The organism is Pyrococcus woesei (genome assembly GCF_050496105.1).
Lineage (GTDB): Archaea > Methanobacteriota_B > Thermococci > Thermococcales > Thermococcaceae > Pyrococcus > Pyrococcus furiosus.
The window spans coordinates 946,686-971,555 of the sequence record NZ_CP179867.1; the positions used below are offsets into that span (position 1 = coordinate 946,686).

The following is a 24,870-nucleotide window of genomic DNA, read 5'->3' on the forward strand; positions in this document are numbered from 1 at the left end:
TTCTCTTCACCATTAAGATTCTAAGGGGGCTTTCCAAACTGAATTGTTCCTGTTTTTGCTACCACATAACCATTGTAATACTCAGTTTCTGGATCTTCTTGCCAGAGTAAATTCATTGCAAAATTATAGACTTTATAAGCGGCTTCTAGCACTTCGGTCCATGAGACACTACTAGATGCTGCAACGTGGAATCTCGTGTATCCAATATTCTCCATGTAAAATCCTGCCGCAAGTAATGAAATTACCAACATATAGGCAATTAATTTTTTCATTATGGCATCACAAGATTAGCTTACTACAATTTGGTTATTTTAATTTTTTCGGTATTTAGTTTAATAAACATGCATCTGTCTGTCCAAAAGCATAATTAAAAAGCCACTCATCACATCCAAGAACCTTTTAAACCTCAAAACTCCCAACCATACTCGAAAGACTTTTAGCCTTGACTACTACTCCAAAACCTTCGCGGAGCGCTATTATGAACTCTGAGGTGAAAAGGGCCTTTTCAATATCCAAATCGACCCTCGCAAACTATTTGGGGTACCTTAAGGAGTGCTACTTTGCATTCCCCTTGAGGTTTATTACTCCAAGGTAAAGCACGGAATGCAGCACCCTAGAAAGATATACTTCGTTGATACATCGTTTCTGACGTTTCTGAGCGTAAAGTTCAGTAAGAACATGGAAAGGCTGATGGAGAACACGGTTTTTATCGAGCTTCTCAGACGTGGAAAAGGGGTTAACTACGCCCTTGGGAAGAACTGGGGGATTGATTTTGTCCTACTCATAAAGGTTAGCTACGATGTTAGTGATGAGGGAACACTCAGGTGTGAGGTGAATGCGCTGAGGAAGGTATCAAGGGAATTCGACTTTAAAAATGCCCTATTGATTACATGGAATTCAAAAAGGAGGATAGAAAGGGAGGAACTATGATAGAGATTGTTTCATTGTGGAAGTTCTTGATTGGGGATTATACTTGATTAGCAGGGAGATCCGATAACAAGAGCTAAGAGTGAAAGGAGTTTCTAGTTTGGGATTTAATGGATTTTGATAGGTCAAGGATCACTACAGGTGCTAACTAACGCCTGTCACATTTTCAGCCATATTTGAGTATTCTGGACACTATTTTGTGTTTCCTAGATAAAATATTGGAAAGTGATGAACATGAAATTCTTGGAGCGGTGATAGTATTGCTGAGAACCTTTGATAGCTTAGACCTCTATAGTAGTGTTCTCACTTCTATTGATAGCTAAGGGAATTGATGCTCCTTTACTAGTAAAAAAGTTCTCGTCAAATGAAGCCAATGTTTTCAAAACAACGCCACTACTACCTCCTTTCACTCATTATAGTTGGATTTGGGATGTCAACTTCCCAAGAAGTAGGTCAGCTTAATGAGGACTGAAGGGTTAGTCTTACATTTTCCTTTTGAAAGCTTCACCTTTTAGGGCGGGATCGCATCTTCCTTAATATTATGGTGATCATGACAAGAATGATGGTCGTAAAGATAATAGTGTAGTGAGTTTTCTTCGGTTCTTTCTCTATGCTTAGATCAACAGTGGGGACTTCAAGCTTCACAGGAAATAATTTCATTTCTAGGGGTTCCTCTTTAAAGTTGATCTTGATGGCGTAGCACTTCGTTGTTTCTTCGTTCTGTTTAAGTGGAATAGTTATTATCGTTCTATTTGATAGAATAATTAAGGAACCTTTTATTATCCCCATGGCCTTTCCAGAAACGTTAAGATATGTAAGTGGATTTCCTTCGGGGTTTATGATGAAAGTTCCTGTTGTTGTACTAAAGGTGCAGATTTCCTCGTTGCAGAAGGATCTTTGTATCTTCATAATCCAAAAGGCGTCCCAATCACTTTCTCCTGGACAGTGATAGGAGTTGAACCATTTTATCTTTCCCTCTTGGGATACCTTTAATGCGAAGTAATCGGCTAACCAGGGGGCATCACTCCCTCCTCCATAGACGCCTGCAACTATTTCTTCACCGTTGACAACATCGGGGCGATCATAATAACCTGTATTGACTATTTTGGCCCAGAGAAGAGTTCCATTCAAGGAGAGAGCACCAAGAAGAAGGTGGGACTTTGGATCATCATTGAGTCTGATAGTTCCAACTACGAGAATTGTTCCATTAAGAGGGCCAAGTAGCTTCAATTTGGTTCCATTTGCAATGAATCTCCTGGCCCAGAGCAGGTTTCCGTCTGAATTAATCAGTCCAACGAGGTTATCCTTTAGAAACGCAACATGGCCATTGGGCAAACCAATGGCATCATCAACGCTTATGTTTTTTACCCAAACAACTTTTCCATTATTGTCAACTTTAGCCAGAATTTCACCGAGGAGAAGGACACCGTTATCGGAGGAGCTAAGGCGTTCAAAGCTTATTTCCTTAATTTGAACTTTCCAAACTGGCTTAATATTCTCATCCAACCTTATGAGAGCGTTGTTCTCATCTAGGGTGTATATTCCATCTGATATGATGGCATCCTTGAACAGCAAGTCTTGGGCTAGTACACTGCTTAAAAACATCAAGAGTAAAAATGAGTAGAAAATCTTACAATTCACATCTATAACCTCCTTAAGATTTTGCAAAATATTGACTAGCAGATTTGTCTGGAGCGAAGCATCCTCCACAGTGTGAGTTTACTTGAATTGAAGGGTCGTTGAGGCTGATACCCATTGTGTTCAATGTGGAAGAGATAACTAAAAGTGCTCCCAATATGGCCATAACAACTTTCCACTTCACAAGATCAATCCTCCTATAATTTCACGTTATATGCGCTAGGTAAGATATCTTTCTTAAGTCTTTGTGTATTCTCCTCTCTTTAAATAACAAGGTCATAAGTAATTTCATTAATCTATTGTTTTTATCTTTTTGTTGAAAATAGGTTGTTCCATAATCTTCTCCTTCTCCCTAGATTTGTTAAGACCAGTCTTACATTCAGAAGTCAATTATATTGCAAGTAGTGAGGTTAAGATTTCTTTTAAAAATTATTCCTGTTTTTAAGGAAATCCAATTGAAATTTCTATCTAAGGATCAAAGTTTCGTTAACATTCAGCTAAGTTTACCTTTATTTTGAGACCTTATAATGATATAAAATGGGGACTTAATTAGTTATACAAAATCCCCAGTGGATAGAGCCAAGTGCAATATACGAGGACTAATGTGTTAAAAAGTCCTCTTTTAGGAACCTGGGATTGGCTACCTCTTTGAATCTTAATTGACCCGAGACAGGTCGGTAAGATTACCTACATGAAGCTCCTCCATAGTAAACCTTAAACCTTATTGAAGCAGGAGTCGATCCAAGAAACATTCTTTACTTCTCGTGAGATCCCCTTAAAGACTATCGCGAGATAGTTTCCGTTATTAAATCTCTTTCTCCATAGCGTAAAGGGAAGGCATGCGTCTTCCTTGATAAGGTACTTCGTTGATAACTGGGAGCGAGCAGTTAGTTCCTCCTTGATTCCCCTCTTGCCTTAAGAATAGTGCTTCAAGTTACGAGTTCGATTTTAGCTGGGCTAAAATCTTTAAACCAAAGTTAAAGAACCTCGAGCTTCCCTACAGGTTTCCAAGGACAACTGTGGAATTCTACGAAAATGTCCTCGGACTCTACTCATATCTAGATGTCCTAAGCGGGACACTAAACTTTTATTTCTTCTCTGGAGGTTATCTAAAGTTGATCTATGAATCGCTAGGAGGAGGAATAGCTTCGGAAATCTACAAGATGCTCTACAATACAGCAATTTTTGACATTATTAAGTTGATTTCAGGAGAACCTTTGGAACCGGACCTGGCATTGATAGGATGATCAAGGGAATTGTGGGTGAGCACTTAAAGCAATTCTATCAAACCTACTTCTTCAGGACTTTCCAAGGATTGGGATAAAGAAGATACTCCTCTCAAGGGACAAACTGGAGTTCATTGAAAGTAAAAACCTTGCAATAATTCTAGTCCCCTATTTCTCTTCCAGCTTCAAACTTCAAGCTCTAGGATCATCTTGAACCCATAGAATGAGGATCAAGAGAAATAGAGAAGAAAAATCAGCTGATAACGCACTTGCTCCATCCACAGACTGGACAGGTCGCGCATCCACTTTCCATCTTCAGCTCAACGAGCTTTCCTTCCTTCTCGTAACACACTGGACAGTAGACCACTCCAAGGAGCTCTCTTATCTTTTCTTCCGGAATATTCCCAGGTCTCACTTCCTCTTCTCTGCCTGGAACTTTTAGTTTACTCTCATTAGCTGGTCTCAGAGAGAACAATAGTTGTTCTTTCTTTCCGTTGAGTATCTCATCAACGTTTATGAAGTTCTTTATCCAAGGCTCTTTCTCGACTATCTCAAGCAATATCTTCTTGGCGTACTCACTTGGCTTTGGCTTGAATCTTCTCTTCTTCTTTTCTCCCTCTACGCTGTACACTTGAACGCTCAGAGAACCATCCCTGTAGACAGTTACTCCCTTGCATCCCAGGAATCTCGCTATGAGATACGCTGCCTTAACATCCTCAACCGTCGCTTCGTTTATCATATTTATTGTCTTGCTCGCTGAATCAGTCAGCCACATCTGAATGCTTGCCTGGGCTATTATGTGGTCGAGCCAGTGTATGTCCAGGGCCGTCACGAAGACTCTTTGCATGTCCTCTGGAATCTCCTCTAGCCCCTGGACTGAGCCGTAGTTGTCGCTTATCTTCTTAAGCAACTCCTCGCTGTATAGGCCTCTCTTCTTAAGTTCTTCCTCGAACACTGGGTCGACGTAGTAGAATTCACCAACGGTAACACTCTTCTTGTAGACGAGTGCATAGACCGGTTCAATTCCGCTTGAGGTGTCGGCTATCATCGAAACGCTACCGGTCGGTGGGCACGTCGTGACCATTGCATTCCTGAGCCCATACTTCTTTATCTCCTCGACGAGCTTATCCCATGGAAGGTTCCATATCTCTGGGTGGTAGAAGCCCTCCACGGGTAGCTTACCCTCTGGATATTCGGTCTTGTCGTAGAGTGGGAAGGTTCCCCTCTTCTTGGCAGCTTCGACGCTGTACTTGTAGGCGTAGAAGGTTAGGTATTCGGTGACTTTCCTCATGAACTTGAAGCCTTCTTCGCTGTTGTATGGAATTCCCAGCTTGAAGAGCGCATCGGCAAGTCCCATCATTCCAACTCCGATCCTCCTCGTCAGCTTCGTGTTGTAATCTATCTCTGGCAACGGGAACTTGTTGACGTCTATGGAGTTGTCAAGGTACTTAGCAACCTTTTGAATCACGTATGCATATTCATCCCAATCGAAGTACGGCTTTCCGTTCTCGTCGTACTTGACGAACTTGGCCAAATTGATCGATGCGAGGTTACAGGATTCGTATTCGTATAGAGGCTCTTCTCCACAGTTGTGGCTCATGAAGCCGTTGCTTATGTACATGTGATAATTGGGAACCGTGAAGTCATAGACTATTTCCTCTCCAAGCACCTCAACGCTCTCAACCGTGACAATTGGCTGGTCAACCTTCGTCTTCTTGAGGCTGAGCTTCTCCATCTTGTAGCCTTCAAGGCCTATCTTTTCCGCGAAGAGCTTTCTACTGTAGTTAGTTATGACGAGCTCGTAGTAACCCTTGCTCCTGTAGATCCTTTCCTCCCCATTCTTAGTTGTATAATGGAACTCGCTCTCATAAGGCTTCTCGTAAATCTTTGACAGTATTCCGAATAGCAAGAGCAGATCTTGAACTTCTCTGAGGAGCTCTCTGCTCTTTGAAGTTAGCCTTATTGCCATGTCCTTGTCAACGTATCCATCCGCACTAAAGAGGCCCCTAAGGAAGGCCGCTATTTCTCTTGGCTTGAGCCTGTAAACTATCTCTGGAATCCTCTTCTCGTTGTTTTTCACGATGTTCTCAAGCCACCTGTATGCTTCCCCGCGAACTCCTAGCTTTATCTGGTTGCCATAGCGGTGAAGTTCTGCCTTGATTCCGAAATGCTTCACGAGTATATCCCTTATCCTCACGGCAATTTCCTCTTCCTTCTCGGCGTTAAAGTAGAACCATGCCCTCTTGTCGTTCACGTTGAGATAGCCGTCACCGATGAACCATCCGAGAACGAAGGCCAAATCTTCCCCTATGCTCTCGCTTCCAAATTCTTCTTCAACCTCGAACCTTGGGAGAAGTATCTTATCCCCTTCTTTTAATTTGCCGACCTCTTTCCATCCTTCTGGAGTCATGAGCTTGTGGTCGAGAGTCGCTGTAATCTCGTAACCTTCCTTTGTCTTAACCCTCGCAACCTTCTTCCTTCCAACCTTCCACACATATGCTGGAACCGCAACTGGATCAGCAACGGCTAAAACCTTTCCGTGAACGGTTTCGTACTCTACCTTCTCTTCTCCCGGCAGGAGGATCTCGACTGAATACGCGTACGGCTCTCCCTCCTCCGCTATTCCCTCCACGGCCACTGCCTCTTTCTTGCCCCTCTCTTTCGCCAAACTGAATATCTCTTCAGCCTTTAGATATCCCTCTGGAGTTAGGATTCTAGTGTCTCCAACGACACATGGATTCGTTGCCCTTATCGGCCCGCCTTTGGCCTTCTTTAGGACATTTCTCCTGTTTATAACGTCGAAGAATATAACTCCTGGGTCGGCTTTAGCCCAAGCCATGTAAGCTAACTCTTCAAATAAGGTCTTTGGATCAACCTCCTTTACAACTTCACCGGTCCTGGGATTTATGAGTGGGTATTTCTTTCCTTCCTTTAGAGCCTCCCAGAAGTCTTCCCATATTCCAACGCTGATGTTGAAGTTACTCAAGACATTAGTTCCAATGTTTTTCTCTTTTGCATGGATGAATTTCTCAATGTCTGGATGCCATATCTCAAGTATCCCCATGTTTGCTCCTCTTCTCACACCACCTTGCTTTATTACATCGCTAACGGCATCTATGAGGTGCATGAACGAGACAGGACCACTAGCTGCGCCTGTCGTTGTTCCCACTATATCTCCTTCTGGACGGAGTTTTGAGAAGTTGAGTCCGGTGTTGTGGACGAAAATCATTCCATTTTCTCCCGCCAAATAGTTCTGGTAGTTTTCAACGGTTAGATCGTAGAACGTCCTCGGCTCGTTCGTGGTTGTTATATGCCTCACAACTTCGAGACCCTCAATCAGGTGGAGCATCCTCTTGACTTCTTCATCCTTTGTTGCTTCGTAGAGTTTCCTTAGCATCTTTACAAGAACTGCCTTAGAGACTCTATTTCTTGTGTGCCACTGTCCAAGTGAAATTCTTTCATCATTAATGATTGCTATCGTCTGGCTACCATTTGTCTTAAACTCTACTCCATACTCTGATGCCCATTCCTTGAAGGCATTAAAGTTCAGTGGAAGACCAAAGTTTCCTCCTTTGTGATTGCTAAGAACTTTCTCAAGTTTCTCCCTCTTTTCCTCGTTCTGGAGATTCTTTCCTATAAGTTCGTAAAATCTTAAGAGTGATGAGTATTCCTCAACGTGAAGCACATAATCAATGCCATCCTTTCTCAGCTTTTCTCTTATTCTTGCTTTTATTCCAAGGGCATTAAGGTAATGAGTAACATCTTCTATTAACCTTTTATTTACCATTCCAAGCTCGATACCTGGTTTATTACTCACATGACCCTCTGCATCAAAGAGGCCCGCTATGAAAGATAAAACAGCATTCTTGCCCTCTTTTAGAATTTGGGGTGGTATTCCGTTATCTATCCCCTCTAAGAGTTTTAGGTAGTGAGAGGTTATATTCCTCGCCTTTATGTCAATATAGTATATATTCCTGTCCTTCTGAATGCTGTACTTCCTTCCAAAGGTTTTTTCAAGATAGTCATTTATTATTTCAAATGTTTCAATTCTATAGTCATATATCCTGAGTCTGTCATAGATGTACTCATGTCCCTTAACATGTGAGTGGTATTTATCAAAGCATCCGTCACCTGCTATGAACCCAGCAAGCCAGTAGTCAAATATGAACTTGTAATCTTCGCCATCTGGCATTCCGCCGATTAAAATGTCTCCTTCCTTGAGCTCATCAGCCCTCTTCTCCACTATCTTAAAGTCAGGTGTCAGAACGAAGAACGGATGCCAGGGAGATGTTAGTATCTTAGTCCCCTTGTTGGTAATGATTTCGTACTTAGTAACATCCTTCCCAAGCTCGTACTTCCATATCACATTCACCTTACCTTTGACGACTCTCTTACTCTCTGGATCGAATGACTTTACATAAATAGGAACGTTTGAAACATCAATTCCCCATCTATTGTATTCCTCATCGTAGAATTCACCTAGATGCTTGTATCTCTCGTACATCTCCTCCATCGTCGTTAGATGCTCCTCACCTTCGTTCTCAAAGATTATCTTGGCCTTTCCGTCTATGCACCCTCCTCCCATCTTCTGTATCATGGCAACATCGTGGGCTGCTTTCATAATACTCTCCATATCATCCTCTATTGGGACAACAAAGCAAGCTGAGAGCATTCCCAGGGGCCTTCCGGAATTTATTAATGCCGGAGTATTTGGCATGAAAATTTGGTTTGTCATTAACCTAAAGTACTCATTAATTTCTTTCTCATATTCATTGAATTCTCCTTTCTCTAACATAGCTAAGAACTCGTCAATGCTGACTTTCATCTTCCCCTGTTCTGCAAGCTCCTTGTATAGGTTGACCATTCTTTCGAAGTGATATTTATTGAGCTTGTATTTTCCTATTGAATATTTTCTGTCAAATTCTTCAAAATGTTCTAGATAGTACTCAACGCGCTTTAAATCTTGAGAATAGTTGCCATTCTTATCAAAGACTCTCTCATCATAGAGGAGATCAGGGATGACAGCTAAAATTGCTACTCTCTCAAACAACTCTCTTGGACTTTCTACAATGTTGCCGTTCTCATCTTTTTTGAGATATCTCGACGCAAGCACTCTTAAGGCATTTATAGAGAATCTCTTGTCAATTTCGTCTAGTTCCTTCTTGTTCAAAATCCTTTTCTTTTCTTCTCTTATTTCAGCTTTCTTCTTTCTATAGAGGATGTAGGCTTTAGCCACTTCAAAAAGTCCTGCTCTCATAAGTTCCAGCTCTACAATATCTTGAATGTTTTCAATGTGTGGGATTTTGCCGTCGTATAGTTCGTTTATCCTCTGCACAATTGACTTAACTACTTCGTCAAGCTTCTTCTCATCCCTGATGCCTACTTCCCACATTGCCCTTTGTACAGCCCATCTTATACGTGACTCATCGAATGGTACTATCCTGCCATCTCTTTTCATCACTTTTTCAACTGCCATAATAACACCTCGACATTTTATCTTTAAAAACCTTCATATATTGGAAGAGTATCAGCACCAAAAATGTTGGGTCATTGGTTATTATACCTTATCCTCATCAGAGTAAGCAATGTGACAAGAATAATATGATAACTTTGTCGTAATATTCAGGGGTTACTAAAATCCACTTGATGAATAGTGGGTAAGAAAAAGAGACGTAGGAGAGCTTAAATACATTTCCCTTTAAGGTTAAGTCTTTGTGAAACTTTTTTGCATGCCTCTTTAAGCTTTCTGGCGTTTTCTTCTGGGATTGCATCGTATGTAAATTCCCATGTACCCATTTCAATTCCTGCTGCGTATTTGATCTTTCCATTGTCTCTTAAAATAGGGTAGAACTCTATGTGTAGGTGATAAAACTTGTAGTTTCCTTTAAATGGAGCCTGGAATATCATCATTGTGTAGGGCATTTGCCTTTCTAAAATGGTGTTTAAGGTTCCAGTGGTAGCTTGAATTGCATCCGCCAAGCTTTCTATTTCTTCCTTGTTGAGGTCTGTTAAATACTGAACGTGTCTTTTTGGATAAATGTGCATTTCGAAAGGCCAACTTGCAAAGAAGGGCATGAAAACTATAAAGTTGTCATTTTCGTAGATAATTCTCTCTTCACTTTCTTTTTCTTCTTTAAGTATCCTACAGAACAAACATTCATTTTTGCTCTTGTAGTACTTTCTAGAGTTTTCTATTTTGAGTCTAGCTTTGAGAGGAATATACGGAAGGGCATAAAGCTGGCCGTGGGGATGAGTTAAGCTTACTCCAATTTCCTCCCCTTTATTTCTAAATATCGCGAGATAAGCAACGTGGGGATTTTCCTTTAGTGTTTTCGTAGCCTCTACCCACAGTTCAACAACCTTAACCATTTGCTCCCTGGGAAGCTCGTCTAGATCTTTAAGATCATGATCTGGTGTCTCGACGATAACACTACACTGGCCAATTGCCCTAGCTTTCTTGTAAAATTCCTCACTCTCAGGTTTTGGGGCATCAAAAGATAACATTGGGAATCTATTTGGAAGCAAAAGAACTTTCCATCCATAACCTGTCTCTTCGCTTCCTGGGCAAAATGGACAGAAATTTGTGGGTCTCCATGGTCTTTTTTTCCTAACTGCAGACACCATGATCCACTGACCTGTGAGGGGGTTATATCTCAGCTCCCTCATCTTTCCACCAAACTTTAAAATATCTTATCTTTTTAAAATGTATTTGGTGGTTTCAAATGCCCCTTAAGTTTCCTGAAGAGTTCCTGTTTGGTACTGCAACAGCGGCTCACCAAATAGAGGGAGACAACAAGTGGAATGATTGGTGGTATTATGAGCAGATTGGCAAACTCCCCTATAAGTCTGGGAAGGCGTGTAACCATTGGGAATTCTATAAAGAGGATATCCAGCTAATGGCAAGTTTGGGGTACAATGCCTATAGATTCTCCATAGAGTGGAGCAGATTGTTCCCAGAAGAGAACAAATTTAATGAAGAAGCTTTCAATAGATATCAAGAAATTATAGACCTGCTTTTAGCGAACAACATAACTCCTCTAGTGACTCTCCATCACTTTACTAGTCCGCTCTGGTTCATGAAGAAAGGAGGCTTTCTTAGAGAGGAGAACTTAAAGTTCTGGGAAAAGTATGTGGAAAAGTCTGCAGAGCTCTTAGAAAAAGTCAAGTTGATAGCAACTTTTAACGAGCCAATGGTATATGTGATGATGGGTTATCTAACTGCCTATTGGCCCCCATTTATTAAAAGTCCCCTCAAAGCCTTTAAAGTTGCTGCAAACTTGCTCAAAGCTCATGCGCTTGCATATGAAATTCTTCATGGGAAGTTTCAAGTTGGTATAGTGAAGAACGTTCCAATAATGCTTCCAGCTAGTGACAAAGAGAGGGACAAAAAAGCTGCTAGAAAGGCTGATAATTTGTTCAATTGGTACTTCTTGGATGCAATTTGGAGTGGGGTGTACAGGGGAGCATTCAAGGCTTATAGGGTTCCACAAAGCGATGCAGACTTTATTGGCGTAAATTACTATACGGCAAGTGAAGTGAGGCATAGCTGGAATCCGCTAAAGTTTTTCTTTGACGCGAAATTGGCGGATGTTAGTGAGAGAAAGACCCAGATGGGATGGAGTGTTTATCCCAGGGGAATATACATAGCTCTAAAAAAGGCCTCTAAGTATGGAAAACCACTATACATTACCGAGAACGGAATAGCAACGCTAGATGATGAGTGGAGAATAGAGTTCATAATCCAACATCTCCAATACGTTTATAAGGCCATTGAAGATGGCTTGGATGTAAGAGGCTACTTCTACTGGTCATTTATGGACAACTATGAATGGAGAGAGGGCTTTGAACCTAGGTTTGGTTTGGTGGAGGTAGATTATGAGACCTTTGAAAGAAGGCCCAGGAAGAGTGCCTACATATATGGGGGGATTGCAAAAAGTAAGGAAATAAAAGATGAACTAATAGAAAAATATGGATTGTCAAGTCTTTGACTTTAAAATTTCTTCTGCTCTCTTCTTTAATATTTCTTTAACTTTATCCCTGTCTTCTGGGTAGCTCTTTCTTATCCAAATCCAGACTAGTGCACAGGGTATCCAGAACAATGCTCCAATTAAGAGGGTGTATTGGTATGCTAATGGTTCCATGTATCCCATACTCTTGAGAGTTTCTATAAGGAATCCTCCAAATAGTGGTCCGATTGCCTTTCCAACATTATCAAGTATGTTAAAGAGTCCGAAAACTGTCCCCCTGTCTTCTGGTAGATTGACCTGGGAGACAATGGCTCTCACGTTTGGTCCTGCGTAAGAGACAAATTGGATGAATAGAATTGAGTAAATCGCTAGGCCGATCCAATGAATTGTAGTAAGTTTGCTTGGAAGTGGGTAAAGTATTAGGCCTATTGAGGCTAACATTCCCAGGAAAATGGCAATTCCTGTTATAGTGGCTCTTCCTCCTCTTCTCTTAGCCTCAAAGTAATCTCCTACGAATCCACCAAGCAGGCTACCGAAAACACTGGCTATTCCGATTATTAGAAGTACGAATGTTGCTGTTGGTTTATCCATTCCTCTTGTAACCTGTAGGAAGGAAACAAGCCAATAGAGAAGTATCCCCCATGGAACTGTTCCTATAATTCCTTGGAGGAAAATTAGAATGTTTGTTTTTGTTTGGAATGATTTTCTTATTGCCTCAAGATTCAATCTGTAGGTGTACTCGTATCCCTTTTCAATAAGAGCTCTAATCTCCTTTTCTCCTGCCCCTCTCTTTGGTTCCTCAGCTATTATATAAAATAGGGGAGCAAGTATAAAGTTTGGAACTGCTGCAATGATGAATGGGGTTCTCCAGCTGGCTATCATCCCAGCAATTATCATTCCAAATAATGTTCCAAATCCAAAAGCTGTTTCTATGTACGAATAACCCCTTCCTCTCTTTTCTTCTTCAAACATGTCTGCAATCAGTGAATACCCTATTGGAATTATTGAGCCAATTCCAATGCCCGTGAGGAACCTCATTGCTAGAAGTTGCCAGTATGTCTGAACGTATGCAGTAAGGAAGCAAGGAATTTCTCCTAAGAGGACTCCAATGACCAATAATTTTTTTCTTTGCTTTATATCAGCTAACATACCCCAGATTATGGTAATTAAGGCGCTAGTGGCCACAAATATCGAGGAAACAAGTCCCATTTGAGTTTCCCCTATGCCGAACTCTTTCATGATTTGCTGGTAGTTTGGAGGTAGCAAGTTTTGGTCAGCCATTAAAAAAGCGGCCATCAATATCAGAAGAACTATGGAAACCCTTCTTCTAATGTTTCCCATTTTCACTCCTCCAATGGGTGTATATAGCTTTAAATGCGTCTAACCTTCTTTCGGGAAGAGGTTCCCAACCTCGGGCATCACTATTCTCAGCTAAAAATGCAAGTTCTCCATCCATATAGGAGGTAAGCATGTTTAATCTTGCATTCCCTTCATCCTCTGTCCAAATTCTCAAACTTTTGTCCGGAGCCCAACTTGAGGTTCTTAGATATAGCTTTTTTTCACTATGCTTTATCTTCCTGGGTAGACCTAATTCTCCTTCAAGCTCATTTATAATCTCCAATAGGTTGGAAATTGTAATCTTATACCCTGCTATATCTCTGTATCCGAGGAACTCTATGTCTGTTCCATAAAGCAAAATTTCATCTTTTTCCTTTACCCATTTTGCGACTTTTTTAGGATTCATAAGTGGAAATCTTCCCGCTCCCAGCATTACTGCAGTATTGATGGAAACCCATACCGGGATAGCTTCGATTTCTTTGACTGCTTCTAGTGTGACTTTTCCTTCAAAGACAAGATTTATGGCCTTTTTGAGCTCTCTAAGGCCTAAAAGGTAATTTAAGTACACTAACCCCTCTCCTCTTTGGGCTTTTATTAGATGAGGGTATAAGGGTTTAATTGGTTTTATTGCAGAGTTTAGATGGTTAGAGAATAGCATAGCCTCGCCGTCAGCGAAGAGATATTCATAGTTGTTGTCCCTCAAAATTGCTGGAATTATTGGGTCATATGCCAATTCGGGAAGCCAGAATCCTTCTGGGGAGACTTCCAATATGTTCTCTTTCACTTCTCTATCTCTTTTTATTTGTGCCTCAACTCTAGAGAGTGGGAGAAGTGGGAGAATTGCGTGAGTATAACTTGTTCCAAGAATCTCTATGAGGCCACTCTCTATTCCCTCCTTTATGAGGGCAATCAAATCTTTTGGGAGAAAGCTTAATGAGTATCCCGTTATGTTAAGGCCAAAGGGTATCTCTCTTCTTATGAGTTCTGAAATAGTGGGGAAGTATGCTTTTTCTATAACCTTTGGAATTTCGCTCTTTGGTATTTCTGCATATTGTAAATTCCCATGAAAGACTAGTGCTCTCATACTCCCACACCATCGGAGGGTTTTACGACGAAATATTTAGCTTTCCATGAAAATTTCGCGAGATATTCCCTCAATATTGCATCTCCTATTGTTTTTGCCTTATCTTTATCAACTAGTGCTATTGCCGAGCCACCAAATCCAGCGCCTGTTAGCCTGGCCCCATAAGCGCCTAATTCCATCGCTTTTTTAACAAAAAAGTCTAACTCTTCGCAGCTGACTCTATAATTCTCCGCTAGATCCCAATGTGCTGTTGTGAGAATTTTTCCTACCTTTTCTATGTCCCCCTCTTTAAGTGCATCTCTAACTTCAAGAACTCTAGCGTTTTCTCTAACTATATAGCTGAAGAACTTCCTGTGTAGGGGAGGAAGTTTGCCCAAGTCCTTTTCTGTCACCTCTTTTGAGGACTCTTTCCCAAGAATTCTCAGACTTTCTTCTGCTATGCGTTTTCTTTCTGCGTATTCTGAAGATGCTAACTCTCTCTTTACTCCAGTATAAAATACCAACACTGAAACGTCTTTGGGAAAAGGAATATATTCATATTGCAGTGTTTGTGTATCTAGAAATATAACATTGTCCTTTTTTCCAAAAACAACTGCAAATTGATCTAAGATTCCGCATGGAACTCCCACAAATTCATTTTCAGCTTTTTTCGCAAGTAATGCCTTTTTGAGTGGATCGATATTTAAATTATATAGTTGATTTAGCACTTCTAAAATTCCAACTTCAAAGCTTGCTGAGGAACTTAGACCAGCTCCGAGGGGAAGGTCCCCTGTTATTTTTCCTTTTAGTCCTCCAATTTTGTACCCTTCTTGGATTAAAACCCACAATACTCCTTTTACGTAGTCTATCCATGATCCTTCCTTTGTGAGATTATCTAATGTAAATGTTTTCTCTTCGTTGAAGTGTTCGGAGTATAGCTGGACTTTATCGTATTTTTCGGCTGTTATTATTGTGTAGAGATCGATTGCCATTGGCATTACATAACCATAGGTGTAATCGGTGTGCTCTCCGATCAAGTTAACCCTACCAGGAGATTTTACAGTGATTTTACTCATGTAAATATTTTACCTTCAAATAATTTTTAAATTTTTTTGTGATTAATCTCCTCGTTGAATTTTTGCATGTCCTCCAACTAAGCTTTTCCTTAGTTCGAGGTTTCTTATCTCACATTTCTCGTCAATTATTGATCTCCATATTGTTGAGTTTCTAATTATTGTACCAGGGAAAATTATTGAGTCGCTTACATCAGAATTTTCTATTATACATCCCTCACCAATATATGCGTAAGGTCCTATAATTGACCTACCAAGTATTTTTGCCCCTTTTTTGATTATTACTGGAGGAATTATCTTTGAATATGGGCTAATTTGAATTTCTTCGATTTGAGTCTCTTTTAAAAAATCCTTTAGGGCTTCGAGGTAACTATCTGAGCTTCCAATGTCATACCAATATCCTGAGAACCTGTAGCCGCGGATTTCTATTCCCTTCTCTAGTAACCATTGAATGTAGTACCCAGGGGCGTCTTTATTACCTTCTTTTAGGTATTCATCTATCAAGGAAATTACTTCTTTTGGAAATGCATATATTCCAGTGCTTACTAGGGTTGTTTTTGGATTTGGTGGCTTTTCTTCAAAGTTTATAATCTTATCCCCTTCCAGAACGATACTGTCAGGATAACTGGGGCATCACCTCTTGAAGCCACTCAGTCACATCACCAGGCGGACAACCAAACCGAGAATGAAACCTAACAAAATTATACCAGAACGCAAACAGAAAAACAAACCTGTGAACCCTCCTCCAGTCTCTAGCCCTGAAATTATTCCAGAAACGCTTTGTTCTTTCTTTTAAAGTCCTGAACCAGCGTTCAATACAGTTCCTCGGCCCGAAGGTTACGTGAACAAAATCCAGTCCAAGGGATTTAAAAGCAGACTTGTACCACTTCCCACCATCAACCAGAAAAACAGGCTGTCCTTTGCAGGATTTCAAAACAACCAGAATGAAGTCTCTAGCAATCCACCAGTTTCTGGTTGTTGTAATCCAGACTGCGAGAACTTCCCTGCTCTCAACGTCAAGTGCAGCCCAGAGAAATCTCTTCTCCCCGTTGATTTTTACGACAGTCTCATCAACTGCGATAAAATTCCTCTGTTTTCTTACTGCGAGGAGTGTTGGCTGGTAAACTGCTTCTGCTAGTTTTTGAACTGCCTCCCAGACTGTTGTGTGGCTGATTTTGAGGATTTTTCCGACTTGTCTGTAGCTGAGGCCTCGCAGGTATAGTTCTACTGCTCTGATTTTCTTTTCTGGTGGGATTTTGTTGCGGCGAAAAGGTTTTAAGACTGAAATCAGTGAGTATAGAATGCTCTCAGCCTTCATTTCTCTCCCTTCTTTTTCTGAAAAATTATCAGAAACTTAAACCTAACGCCCTACCGCTTATCCTAACAGTATCTCCAGAACAACTACACCATACCTCTTGGCTAGTTCAAAGTCTCCGATATCATAAACGGCTATTAGAGTTTTCTTTACTTCATCAAATCTTGAGAGAAAGTCCTCTATTGATAGGGAAAACAAATTGTCCCCAGATATTATGAGGTAATCATCATCTCCTATTGTTTCAATTGCATTTTTAATTGCGGCAATTGTTCCAAACTTTTCTTCTTCCCTATATGAATTCTCTACAATTAGTTCAACATCGTATTTCGATAGCTTCTCTCTAAAGCTCTTTTCAAAGAATTTATTTGTTGAAACATAAATAGGATATTTTATATTAGCCAGCTTTTCTAAAATGTGTTCTATTATTGTTTTATTGCCAACTGGAAGAAGGGGTTTAGGTTTATTTTTTGTTATTGGCCATAACCTAGTAGCATAGCCTCCGGCCATTATTAGAACCTTCATACGTTTATCCCCCATATTTGTTGGAATAGGATTTTTAAAGGTAATTCTAGGAAAAGCTACCATGAACATTCCAGAAATGCTTGCTTTGATATCCTTGGGGTATATTCTTAGAAGATTAATCAATGATGAAAGGCCGTTTAGTATCCTGAGGATAATAGTTAATGAAGTTCTCTTTGCAATATTTGTTTTTGGGAACGTGGCTAGCAAAAGCCTAGATTATTTGATAAGGATAAAGCTCGTTTTCATATATGTATTTTTGGTTATTGGGCTAAGCTTGCTGACATCCTATGTTTATGGAAAACTGTTCCTAAAAGATCGAGAATGGCGTGGAGCTCTCATGGTTCTCTCTTCATATCCTAACACAGCTGCATTGGGATTTCCCATTGCTAGTCTATTTCTTCGAGATATAACTCCAGCTATTTTGTACGCAACTACCAATTCATTAATAATTCTCCCAATTGTTACCTTTATAGCTGCTCATTTTTCTGGCAAGCAGAGCTCAATAAAGGAAAGCGTAAAAAGAGCTCTAAAGTTTCCACCTACCTCAGCCAATTTGTTGGCCTTGACTTTAGTTATGTTGGGCATAAAGCTTCCAGAGTGGCTTTTGGAGCCAATAATTAGAATTGGATGGTGGAACATTCCGCTCCTCTTAATTTACTTTGGCTCAAGAATTTCATTGGGCAAGTTTTCTATTAGAAGATTGCTTGAGGTGGCAACTTTTAGAACAATTATTCCCTTCCTATTCGTTTTAATAACTCTCAGAGGAGCAGAAAGAGAAATTTTCTATGCTATATTAGTTGAAGCTTCAATGCCTCCAGCAATTTCGGCAAATGCTATCTTAGCTCAATACAATCTTAAAGCAGAAGAGGCAATTAGTACAACCTTTGTATGGACTTTGATTGTGATAGCGTTCTACTCGGTTTTAAAAATGTTGAGTTAGAGGAAGAAATACCTCTCAAGCTCCCATTCTGTAACCTTCTTTGTGTCTTTTGGCATGTGCTTTTCTTCTAGGTATTCTAAGTAGGATTCCCACTCTTTCCACTTGTAGTTAATGAAGTTCTTGTATGCATCTCCAAGGGCCTCCTTTACAACTTTGTCTTTTTCAAGTTCTTCCAGAGCTTCACCCAGGCTTCCTGGGAGTGTTTCAATTCCAAGTTCTTTCCTCTTTTCTTCGCTCATTTCATAGACATTCTCCTCTACGTATGCAAATGGATCAATTTTGTGCTTAATTCCATCAAGACCAGCTTTTAGTACAGCTGCAAAGGCAAAGTATGGGTTTGCACTGGGGTCTGGGCAGCGATATTCAATTCTAGCTCCCTTACCCCAGAATGCTGGAACCCTGATTAGAGCACTCCTATTTCTATAACCCCAGCTGATGTACACTGGAGCTTCGTAACTTGGGACGAGCCTCTTGTAACTGTTCACTGTTGGGTTTGTAACCGCAGTTAGTGCTTTTGCGTGCTTTAGTATTCCACCTATGAAGTGTAGTGCTATTTCACTTAGCCCCTCTTCTCCCATGAAAACGTTTTCTCCATCTTTCCACAAGCTTATGTGGAGGTGCATTCCGTTTCCTGGGAATCCGAAGAGGGGCTTTGGCATAAATGTAGCATATAGACCGTGCATTTCTGCCACTGCCTTTGTTATGTACTTAAAGCTCACTATGTTGTCTGCAGTTTTTAGGGCTTCATCGTATCTAAAGTCTATTTCATGTTGGGCCTTACCTACTTCGTGGTGAAGAACCTCTGGGATTAGACCAAATGATGGCATGTATTCAGCTATTTCCCTTCTAATGTCTCTTGCTTTGTCCAAAGTGAGGATATCAAAATAACCCCCGACGTCAGGAATTTCTAATTCCCAGGTACCATTTTTCTTGAATAAATAGAATTCAGGTTCTGGTCCAATGTACGCTTTGTAGCCTTCTTTTTCTAGTTCTTCAAGAGCTCTCTTCAAGATTCCCCTAGGATCTGCTCCATATGGCTTGTTATCTTTGTAAATGAACCCATACACCCTAGCTACATTATCCCAGGGGACCTCAACGTAAGTATCTGGATCTGCCTTAAACACTAAGTCACTGTCTTCAATGCCTTGAAAACCTGGGACTGAGGAGCCGTCAAAGGATATCCCATCAGTGACTGCTTCTTCTAACCTGCTTGCTGGAATTTCCATCCCTTTGGGCATTCCGTTTATATCCACAAATACTAACTGTACAAATTTGATCTTTGAGTCAAATTTGTTCATGCTTACACTAATGTTCATTTATTTCCCCCCTTCATGATTATTTGTCTATTTATTCCCAGCATACAATGAACATTTATACAATATAAGCTTTTAGGCATGAACATTAGATAATTGACAAAAAGAGTTCATTTGGTAAGCGAATTGACAAAATTTTGATTATATTTAGGGAATTGAATCTAGAATATTGACATAGATATGAGAATCAATCCAAAAAGTATAAAGAGGGAAAATGCAAGTAGGCTAAGCTTATACAATGTGAGCTCCCAGAAGTGATCTTTCACTATAATTCCAACTATGAGGAGCATTAATCCGTATAAAGTGGAAAATATGCCTAAGGAAAGTATAAAATCAGCTTTCATTAACATCAATATTCCAAGGATTGCACCCGCAAATAGAGTAATATGGGGAATAGTTAATGCGTAATATCTTACCAGGGTTTTTTCTTCCTCCTTCATAATTACCACTCCGTTATGAAGGCATAAACTGTAGTTGTTGGAAGCTTTCGCCTTATTGTTGGAAGATAGTACCTCGGTAGCCTCACAGTGTTTTCTTCTAAATAAATATCCTCACTCAGCTCTAGAAGCTTTTTAATAACCCTTACCTCTCCTCTCCCTCTAACGACAAAGTACCCTCTATCTAAGGTGCTTAGTTCTAGTATAATAGGCAATTTAACTAGGCAAGCTTCCTCTCCTGCCAAGGTTTTTAAAAATTCAAGTTCTGATCTTCTAAAATAGTGAAGAGAGCCGTCTCTAAGCTCTATTGATGGGGAGTCTTCTTTAAGTAGCTCACATAGGGATTTTCTGGCCTTTGGGAGGTGGGAATTAATTCTTCCTATCTCCATTTGAATAATTCGGTCTACTTTTTCCATGAGTCAAGATCACCTCCTTCCAAGCGGTGACTTTCTCTTTGGCTTGGGGCGTTCCCTTTTTCTTTTCCTTGTCTTTTTCCGACTATAATAATATATTCCAGCACCTACGAGAACCAGAAGCATTACAGAGATTAAAAGAATTATTGTTTTTTGGTTGTTTCCTGTTAAGGCTGGGGTAGTATATGTTTGGTTTTTAGTAGTGAAGGTAAAAGTAGATTGGGTTGTAGAAGTCTGAGAAGGCTTTGTTTCTTCCCGTCCACTAGTTTCAGATGGAGGTAATACTTCTCCCCACCCACTAATTTTCGTGCTCTTTCCAAATGAAGTTAAAGTTATCTCATACGAAAACTTCCCATACCCATTTATTGGAATTTTAACTGTTGTTTCTCCTGGGGGCAAGTATATCTCCTTAATCTCCTTTACTATTGTTCCATTCATCCATCTAATTGTGTACGTGAGCGTTGCAGGAATTTGGAAAGCATTTGGATTGTTGATGATGATTGTTGGAGGAAGTACAGTTTGGTTGTTTTCAGTGAGTATAGTTAAAGTTGGATATCCAACTACAAGATACCAAGTGGAAGCGCTTCCCAGCTTTAATCCGTCGTATTCTAAATTTACATTGACTACATTCTCTCCCAGGTACTCAGTAGGCAGCTTAATCTTTACCAAATTAGACCCAGGGCGTGCTTTAATTGTTGTTTTATTCTTATATATAGCATTTCCATCTTCTGAATGTACTTGCACAGTTAAGTTGACGTGTATATCTCTTTCAGAAGAAATAAAGACATATGCATAGTTTTCTTCTCCTTGGAGAACGTTGGTTTTCTCTATTGAGATAGTTGCAAGGGAAACCCCGAATTCCACTATATAATCCTTTCTAAACACATATTCTCCCCTTTCATAGGAGATTTTATATGTCAGCTCATAATTTCCAGGAGGCACTGACTCTGGAACTTTTAATTCAAATTTCACTAAATTATCTCCTGGGAAAAGTGATAAATTTGCATACTTTTCAATAACAATGTTCCCTCCCATGTCTTTCAAACAAGTTGAAGCTGTAGCATTTATCACTTCACTCGCAAGGTTCGCTACATGTGAATAAACTATGATGGTCTCCCCATTAAAGACGATATTCGAGTTGGGCCTTTCTTTTACATATGAAACAGCTTCATAAAAAATTAGGGGCTTATCTTTAACTTCCAAAGGGACATATGCCCTTATTAAATACATTTCATCATCATGAAAGCCCCACATGAATATGTAAAGAGTGTATTCTCCTGGAGCAACATTCTTGTCGGTAACAATCGTATATGTTATAACTCTTTTTTCTTCAGGCTTCCATTCGTAAAACATCTTTGGTGAGAGGGAAATGCTGAATCCGCTAACTTCATTTTTGTTTTTGTCCAATATCTTTACATCTTTAATTGTCACAGAAGTAAATGTAATTGTGAAAGGGTTTTTGAGTTCGAAATCTCCTGTAGTTTTGGCTCCAACAAGAGTAATAACTTTTCCCTCAGGCTCGAATTCAAGTAGTTGAGCGCTAACAATTGGCATAATCAATGTTATCAGGATCAGGGAAATAATCCATCTCCTCATTATGGTCCCTCCTGTTATTATAGGAAGATGAGGCTAAAATAATTTTCTTCTCTAAGATACAAAGTTTTTATTGTTGAGGTTTAATTAAGTTTAGGGGAGAGCATTATGGATTATGATGTTTTGATAATTGGTGGAGGACCAGTGGGTAACTATCTCGCATCTCTTTTAGCTGGAAAGCTCAGTGTAGCAGTAGTGGAGAGGAAAGGAAGTTTTGGAGGGAAGGCGTGCACTGGAATCATTGGGGCTGACAATTACGAAGCTCTTGGTTTTCCAGAAAAGGCCGTTTTGAATACCTTTAATGGTGCGTACTTTATCTCCAAGAAAAAATATTTTCACATAAGCAGAAAGACTCCACAAGCTTATCTTGTGGATAGAAAAATTTTAGAAAGAGAATTAGCAAAAAAGGCCATGAAAAAAGGAGCAGAGTATTATTTGGCAACGAATTTCCTAAAGTTTAAGAATGGGAAGGCTGTTCTTCAGCATCTTGATGGTAGAATGGAAATAGGAGCAAAGATTTATGTCGGGGCAGATGGAGTGAACAGTACGGTGGCAAAAGAAATAGGGGCAAAAACAGAGGGAGAAATCCTTAAAGGATGGGAAGTAGAGGTACTTGGTAATTTCAGGAGGAATTCAGTAGAAGTGTGGGTAAATAAGGACATAAACCCTGATTTCTTTTTCTGGGTTGCTCCCATAAATGAAGAAGTGGCTAGAGTTGGAACTTTTGGATCCGTTGATTCTTTAGCTAAGTTTCTCCAAATGAGGAAGCTTAAAGGAGGGCAGATTTTGGAATTTAAAACTGGAGCAGTAATATTGGGAATGAGAAAACCTTGGGTTAAGGGAAATGTAGCTTTAGTTGGAGATGCTGCACTACAAATTAAACCCACTACTGCAGGAGGAATAGTTTTTGGGGCTCTCTGTGCAAGGGCTTTAGCTAAGGCTATCCTCAACAATAAATTGTCGAGTTATGAGAAAATGTGCTCTTGGGTTAAAGAGCAGATATCCTTTGGTCTTAGGATTAGAAAGGTATTCAAGTCATTAACACAAGACCACATAGAAGAGATATTCAACGTTCTAAGTTCAGAAGATGTGATAAGGCTTATTGAAGAGAGAGCTGATTTTGATGATCATGCAAAAACTGTAAAGGCTTTGCTCAAAAGCCCAAAAGTTTTAAGCAAGCTGATTAGAATTGCACCAATAATACTGAGAACATTAGTATGAGGGATGAGAAATGGAATGGGAGATGGGGTTACAGGAAGAGTTCTTAGAGCTAATAAAGCTTAGAAAAAAGAAGATTGAGGGTAGGCTTTATGATGAAAAAAGGAGACAAATAAAGCCTGGCGATGTAATATCCTTTGAAGGTGGAAAGTTAAAGGTTAGGGTCAAAGCTATTAGAGTATACAATTCATTTAGGGAAATGCTGGAGAAAGAAGGATTAGAGAATGTTCTCCCAGGAGTGAAAAGTATCGAAGAGGGAATTCAGGTTTATAGAAGATTTTATGATGAGGAAAAAGAGAAGAAATATGGGGTAGTGGCGATAGAGATTGAACCTTTGGAGTATTAGAGATACTTCTCCTTCACCCACCTCACAAAGTATTCAGCATCCATATCCTCTCCAATTGCTTTCTTTAAGAGTTCCTTTGGAGGATAAATGCTTCCCCAACGGTGTATCTTTTCTCTGAGCCATGCCTTTATTGGGTCAAACTCAGCCTTGGCAACCTTTTCTTCAAAGTCTGGTATGTCCTTCTTTATGTGGTAGTATAGTTGAGCTGATAAGAGTGTCCCTATCGTGTACGTGGGGAAGTATCCTATGCTTCCATGTGCCCAGTGAATGTCTTGTAAGATACCTTCTGAGTACTTCCTGGGTCTTATCCCAAGAAGTCTCTCCATTTCATCATTCCACATCTCTGGAAGATCCTTTGCCTTTATCTCTTCACTCACCATTAGTCTCTCTAGCTTAAAGCGGAGCAATATGTGGAAGTTGTATGTCACTACGTCGGCCTCAGTTCTTATGAAATCGGGCCTGACTATGTTGAAGTATAGGTAGACATCTTCAGGTGTGTAGTTCGACATGAAGGGTAAGTTCTCTTTTAAAACTGGGTATATGAGCTCAACGAATTCTTTAGAACGTCCAATTATGTTTTCCCAGAATCTGCTTTGGCTCTCGTGAATTCCTAGGCTTACTCCTCCTGCAATGGGGGTAAACATAAATCTCTCATCCTGCTGTAGTTCGTAAAGTGCATGCCCAAATTCGTGAACCGTGCTTAAGATAGTTCTTCTGAAGTCATATCCCTCATAACGTGTAGTTATCCTAACGTCCCTTATTCCAAACTCAGTTGTAAAGGGATGGGCTGAAACGTCGAGTCTTGCTCTTGTTCCCAGGGGAAAGCCGAATTTTTGCAATATCCAAAGGTTAACTCTTTCCATCCATTCCCTTTCATATTTTTCTTTTTCTAATGGGTGCTCCCTGGGAACTTTTCCTTCTTCAAGTATTTTATCGAGGAGTGGTTTCAGTTTCTTTTCCAGGACTTCAAACATCTTTTCTACATCTCTTGTTCTAAGTCCTTCCTCATATAGGTCTAGGAGAGCGTCATAGGGCTCTTCTTCATATCCTAGGTATTCGGCTGCTCTTTTTGCCAGGGAAATTATCTTGTCCAGCCATGGTTCAAATTTTGAAAAATCATCCTTTGCTTTAGCTTCCTCCCAAGCTTTAGTGGCGAGAGAAGTTGTTTCGCTAACTTCTCTAATGAATTCTGGAGGGAATGCTCTCGCTATCCTTATACTCCTATCTAGAACCCTAACTATTCCCCTCTCATATTCATTGAGGTTCTCTAGTCCTTTGGCTTTCTCTACGAGATTTACGAATTCTGGGTGTAACAGCAATTCATGAGAAAGAACAGAGAGTTCGCCCTGGGCTACGGACCTTTCTAGAATTCCCTCTTTGGGCATGTTGACTTCTAAATCCCAGCCAAGAACGCTCTGAGCATGTCCAATTGCCCATATTCTTCTATATTTTGCCAAAATCTGCTTTATCGTTTCGTTTTGGAATACCTCTTCCATATTACCACCACTTTCAAGTGATTATTTTGTATGTTAAAACTGTTT

19 protein-coding genes and 2 pseudogenes are annotated in these 24,870 nt (G+C 40.1%); 6 read left to right on the top strand and 15 right to left on the bottom strand.

Features of this window, described 5'->3' with window-relative positions; genetic code table 11:
* Positions 1–20 precede the first annotated feature (20 nt).
* Entirely contained in the window at positions 21–251 is a 231-nt protein-coding gene (locus ACMFNG_RS05260; RefSeq protein ID WP_223208996.1) for a hypothetical protein, read from the bottom strand.
* A gap of 352 nt (positions 252–603) precedes the next feature.
* Here ACMFNG_RS05260 and ACMFNG_RS05265 point away from each other — a divergent pair, with 352 nt between their 5' ends.
* Positions 604–930: an ATP-binding protein gene (locus ACMFNG_RS05265; protein ID WP_011011555.1), complete on the top strand. Its 327-nt coding sequence runs from the start codon at positions 604–606 to the stop codon at positions 928–930.
* Between the two features lie 501 nt (positions 931–1,431).
* On the opposite strand, the gene ACMFNG_RS05270 is transcribed toward ACMFNG_RS05265, so the two are convergent.
* Positions 1,432–2,568: a PQQ-binding-like beta-propeller repeat protein gene (locus ACMFNG_RS05270; RefSeq protein ID WP_014835146.1), complete on the bottom strand. Its 1,137-nt coding sequence runs from the start codon at positions 2,566–2,568 to the stop codon at positions 1,432–1,434.
* 1,016 nt (positions 2,569–3,584) lie between these two features.
* On the opposite strand from ACMFNG_RS05270, the gene ACMFNG_RS05275 reads away from it, so the two are divergent.
* Positions 3,585–3,812 (top strand): hypothetical protein, encoded by a 228-nt coding sequence (locus ACMFNG_RS05275; RefSeq protein ID WP_011011557.1) that lies wholly within the window; start codon positions 3,585–3,587, stop codon positions 3,810–3,812.
* 232 nt (positions 3,813–4,044) lie between these two features.
* On the opposite strand, the gene ACMFNG_RS05280 is transcribed toward ACMFNG_RS05275, so the two are convergent.
* Both ACMFNG_RS05280 and galT read right to left on the bottom strand, forming a co-directional pair.
* Positions 4,045–9,267, bottom strand: coding sequence for a vitamin B12-dependent ribonucleotide reductase (locus ACMFNG_RS05280; RefSeq protein ID WP_011011558.1), 5,223 nt, complete (start codon positions 9,265–9,267; stop codon positions 4,045–4,047).
* 206 nt (positions 9,268–9,473) lie between these two features.
* Positions 9,474–10,457: a galactose-1-phosphate uridylyltransferase gene (galT, locus tag ACMFNG_RS05285; protein WP_011011559.1), complete on the bottom strand. Its 984-nt coding sequence runs from the start codon at positions 10,455–10,457 to the stop codon at positions 9,474–9,476.
* A gap of 56 nt (positions 10,458–10,513) precedes the next feature.
* Here galT and ACMFNG_RS05290 point away from each other — a divergent pair, with 56 nt between their 5' ends.
* Positions 10,514–11,779 (top strand): glycoside hydrolase family 1 protein, encoded by a 1,266-nt coding sequence (locus ACMFNG_RS05290; RefSeq protein WP_430515089.1) that lies wholly within the window; start codon positions 10,514–10,516, stop codon positions 11,777–11,779.
* On the opposite strand, the gene ACMFNG_RS05295 is transcribed toward ACMFNG_RS05290, so the two are convergent.
* The 6 genes and pseudogenes from ACMFNG_RS05295 to ACMFNG_RS05320 all read right to left on the bottom strand — a co-directional run.
* Positions 11,768–13,099, bottom strand: coding sequence for an MFS transporter (locus tag ACMFNG_RS05295; protein WP_430515090.1), 1,332 nt, complete (start codon positions 13,097–13,099; stop codon positions 11,768–11,770). The two genes, ACMFNG_RS05290 and ACMFNG_RS05295, sit on opposite strands and share 12 nt — an antisense overlap.
* Complete coding sequence (locus ACMFNG_RS05300; protein WP_011011562.1) at positions 13,086–14,180, bottom strand: hydrolase; 1,095 nt, start codon at positions 14,178–14,180, stop codon at positions 13,086–13,088. The genes ACMFNG_RS05295 and ACMFNG_RS05300 overlap by 14 nt, the downstream gene beginning before the upstream one ends.
* Complete coding sequence (locus tag ACMFNG_RS05305) at positions 14,177–15,235, bottom strand: galactokinase (RefSeq protein WP_011011563.1); 1,059 nt, start codon at positions 15,233–15,235, stop codon at positions 14,177–14,179. The genes ACMFNG_RS05300 and ACMFNG_RS05305 overlap by 4 nt, the downstream gene beginning before the upstream one ends.
* Before the next feature lie 42 nt (positions 15,236–15,277).
* Positions 15,278–15,844 (bottom strand): annotated as a pseudogene (locus tag ACMFNG_RS05310) (sugar phosphate nucleotidyltransferase); the annotation flags it as partial.
* A 4-nt stretch (positions 15,845–15,848) separates the two neighbouring features.
* Positions 15,849–16,550, bottom strand: a complete 702-nt coding sequence (locus tag ACMFNG_RS05315) for an IS6-like element ISPfu2 family transposase (RefSeq protein WP_011011181.1) — start codon at positions 16,548–16,550, stop codon at positions 15,849–15,851.
* 72 nt (positions 16,551–16,622) lie between these two features.
* A pseudogene (locus tag ACMFNG_RS05320) lies at positions 16,623–17,069 on the bottom strand (nucleotidyltransferase family protein); the annotation flags it as partial.
* A gap of 61 nt (positions 17,070–17,130) precedes the next feature.
* Here ACMFNG_RS05320 and ACMFNG_RS05325 point away from each other — a divergent pair.
* On the top strand, positions 17,131–18,009 hold the full coding sequence (locus ACMFNG_RS05325) for an AEC family transporter (protein WP_011011566.1): 879 nt from the start codon (positions 17,131–17,133) through the stop codon (positions 18,007–18,009).
* On the opposite strand, the gene glnA is transcribed toward ACMFNG_RS05325, so the two are convergent.
* The 4 genes from glnA to ACMFNG_RS05345 form a co-directional block, all read right to left on the bottom strand.
* Positions 18,006–19,325, bottom strand: coding sequence for a type I glutamate--ammonia ligase (gene glnA / locus ACMFNG_RS05330; RefSeq protein WP_011011567.1), 1,320 nt, complete (start codon positions 19,323–19,325; stop codon positions 18,006–18,008). The genes ACMFNG_RS05325 and glnA overlap by 4 nt on opposite strands.
* 158 nt (positions 19,326–19,483) lie before the next feature.
* Positions 19,484–19,762, bottom strand: a complete 279-nt coding sequence (locus tag ACMFNG_RS05335; RefSeq protein ID WP_011011568.1) for a hypothetical protein — start codon at positions 19,760–19,762, stop codon at positions 19,484–19,486.
* Positions 19,763–19,764: 2 nt separating this feature from the next.
* Positions 19,765–20,175, bottom strand: a complete 411-nt coding sequence (locus ACMFNG_RS05340; RefSeq protein WP_011011569.1) for a DUF61 family protein — start codon at positions 20,173–20,175, stop codon at positions 19,765–19,767.
* 9 nt (positions 20,176–20,184) lie between these two features.
* On the bottom strand, positions 20,185–21,768 hold the full coding sequence (locus ACMFNG_RS05345) for a hypothetical protein (protein WP_011011570.1): 1,584 nt from the start codon (positions 21,766–21,768) through the stop codon (positions 20,185–20,187).
* Between the two features lie 105 nt (positions 21,769–21,873).
* On the opposite strand from ACMFNG_RS05345, the gene ACMFNG_RS05350 reads away from it, so the two are divergent.
* On the top strand, positions 21,874–22,986 hold the full coding sequence (locus tag ACMFNG_RS05350; protein WP_011011571.1) for a geranylgeranyl reductase family protein: 1,113 nt from the start codon (positions 21,874–21,876) through the stop codon (positions 22,984–22,986).
* A gap of 10 nt (positions 22,987–22,996) precedes the next feature.
* A complete protein-coding gene (locus ACMFNG_RS05355; RefSeq protein ID WP_011011572.1) occupies positions 22,997–23,329 on the top strand; it encodes an ASCH domain-containing protein in 333 nt (110 codons plus the stop codon).
* Here ACMFNG_RS05355 and ACMFNG_RS05360 read toward each other — a convergent pair.
* Complete coding sequence (locus ACMFNG_RS05360; protein WP_011011573.1) at positions 23,326–24,825, bottom strand: carboxypeptidase M32; 1,500 nt, start codon at positions 24,823–24,825, stop codon at positions 23,326–23,328. The genes ACMFNG_RS05355 and ACMFNG_RS05360 overlap by 4 nt on opposite strands.
* Between the last annotated feature and the right edge of the window lie 45 nt (positions 24,826–24,870).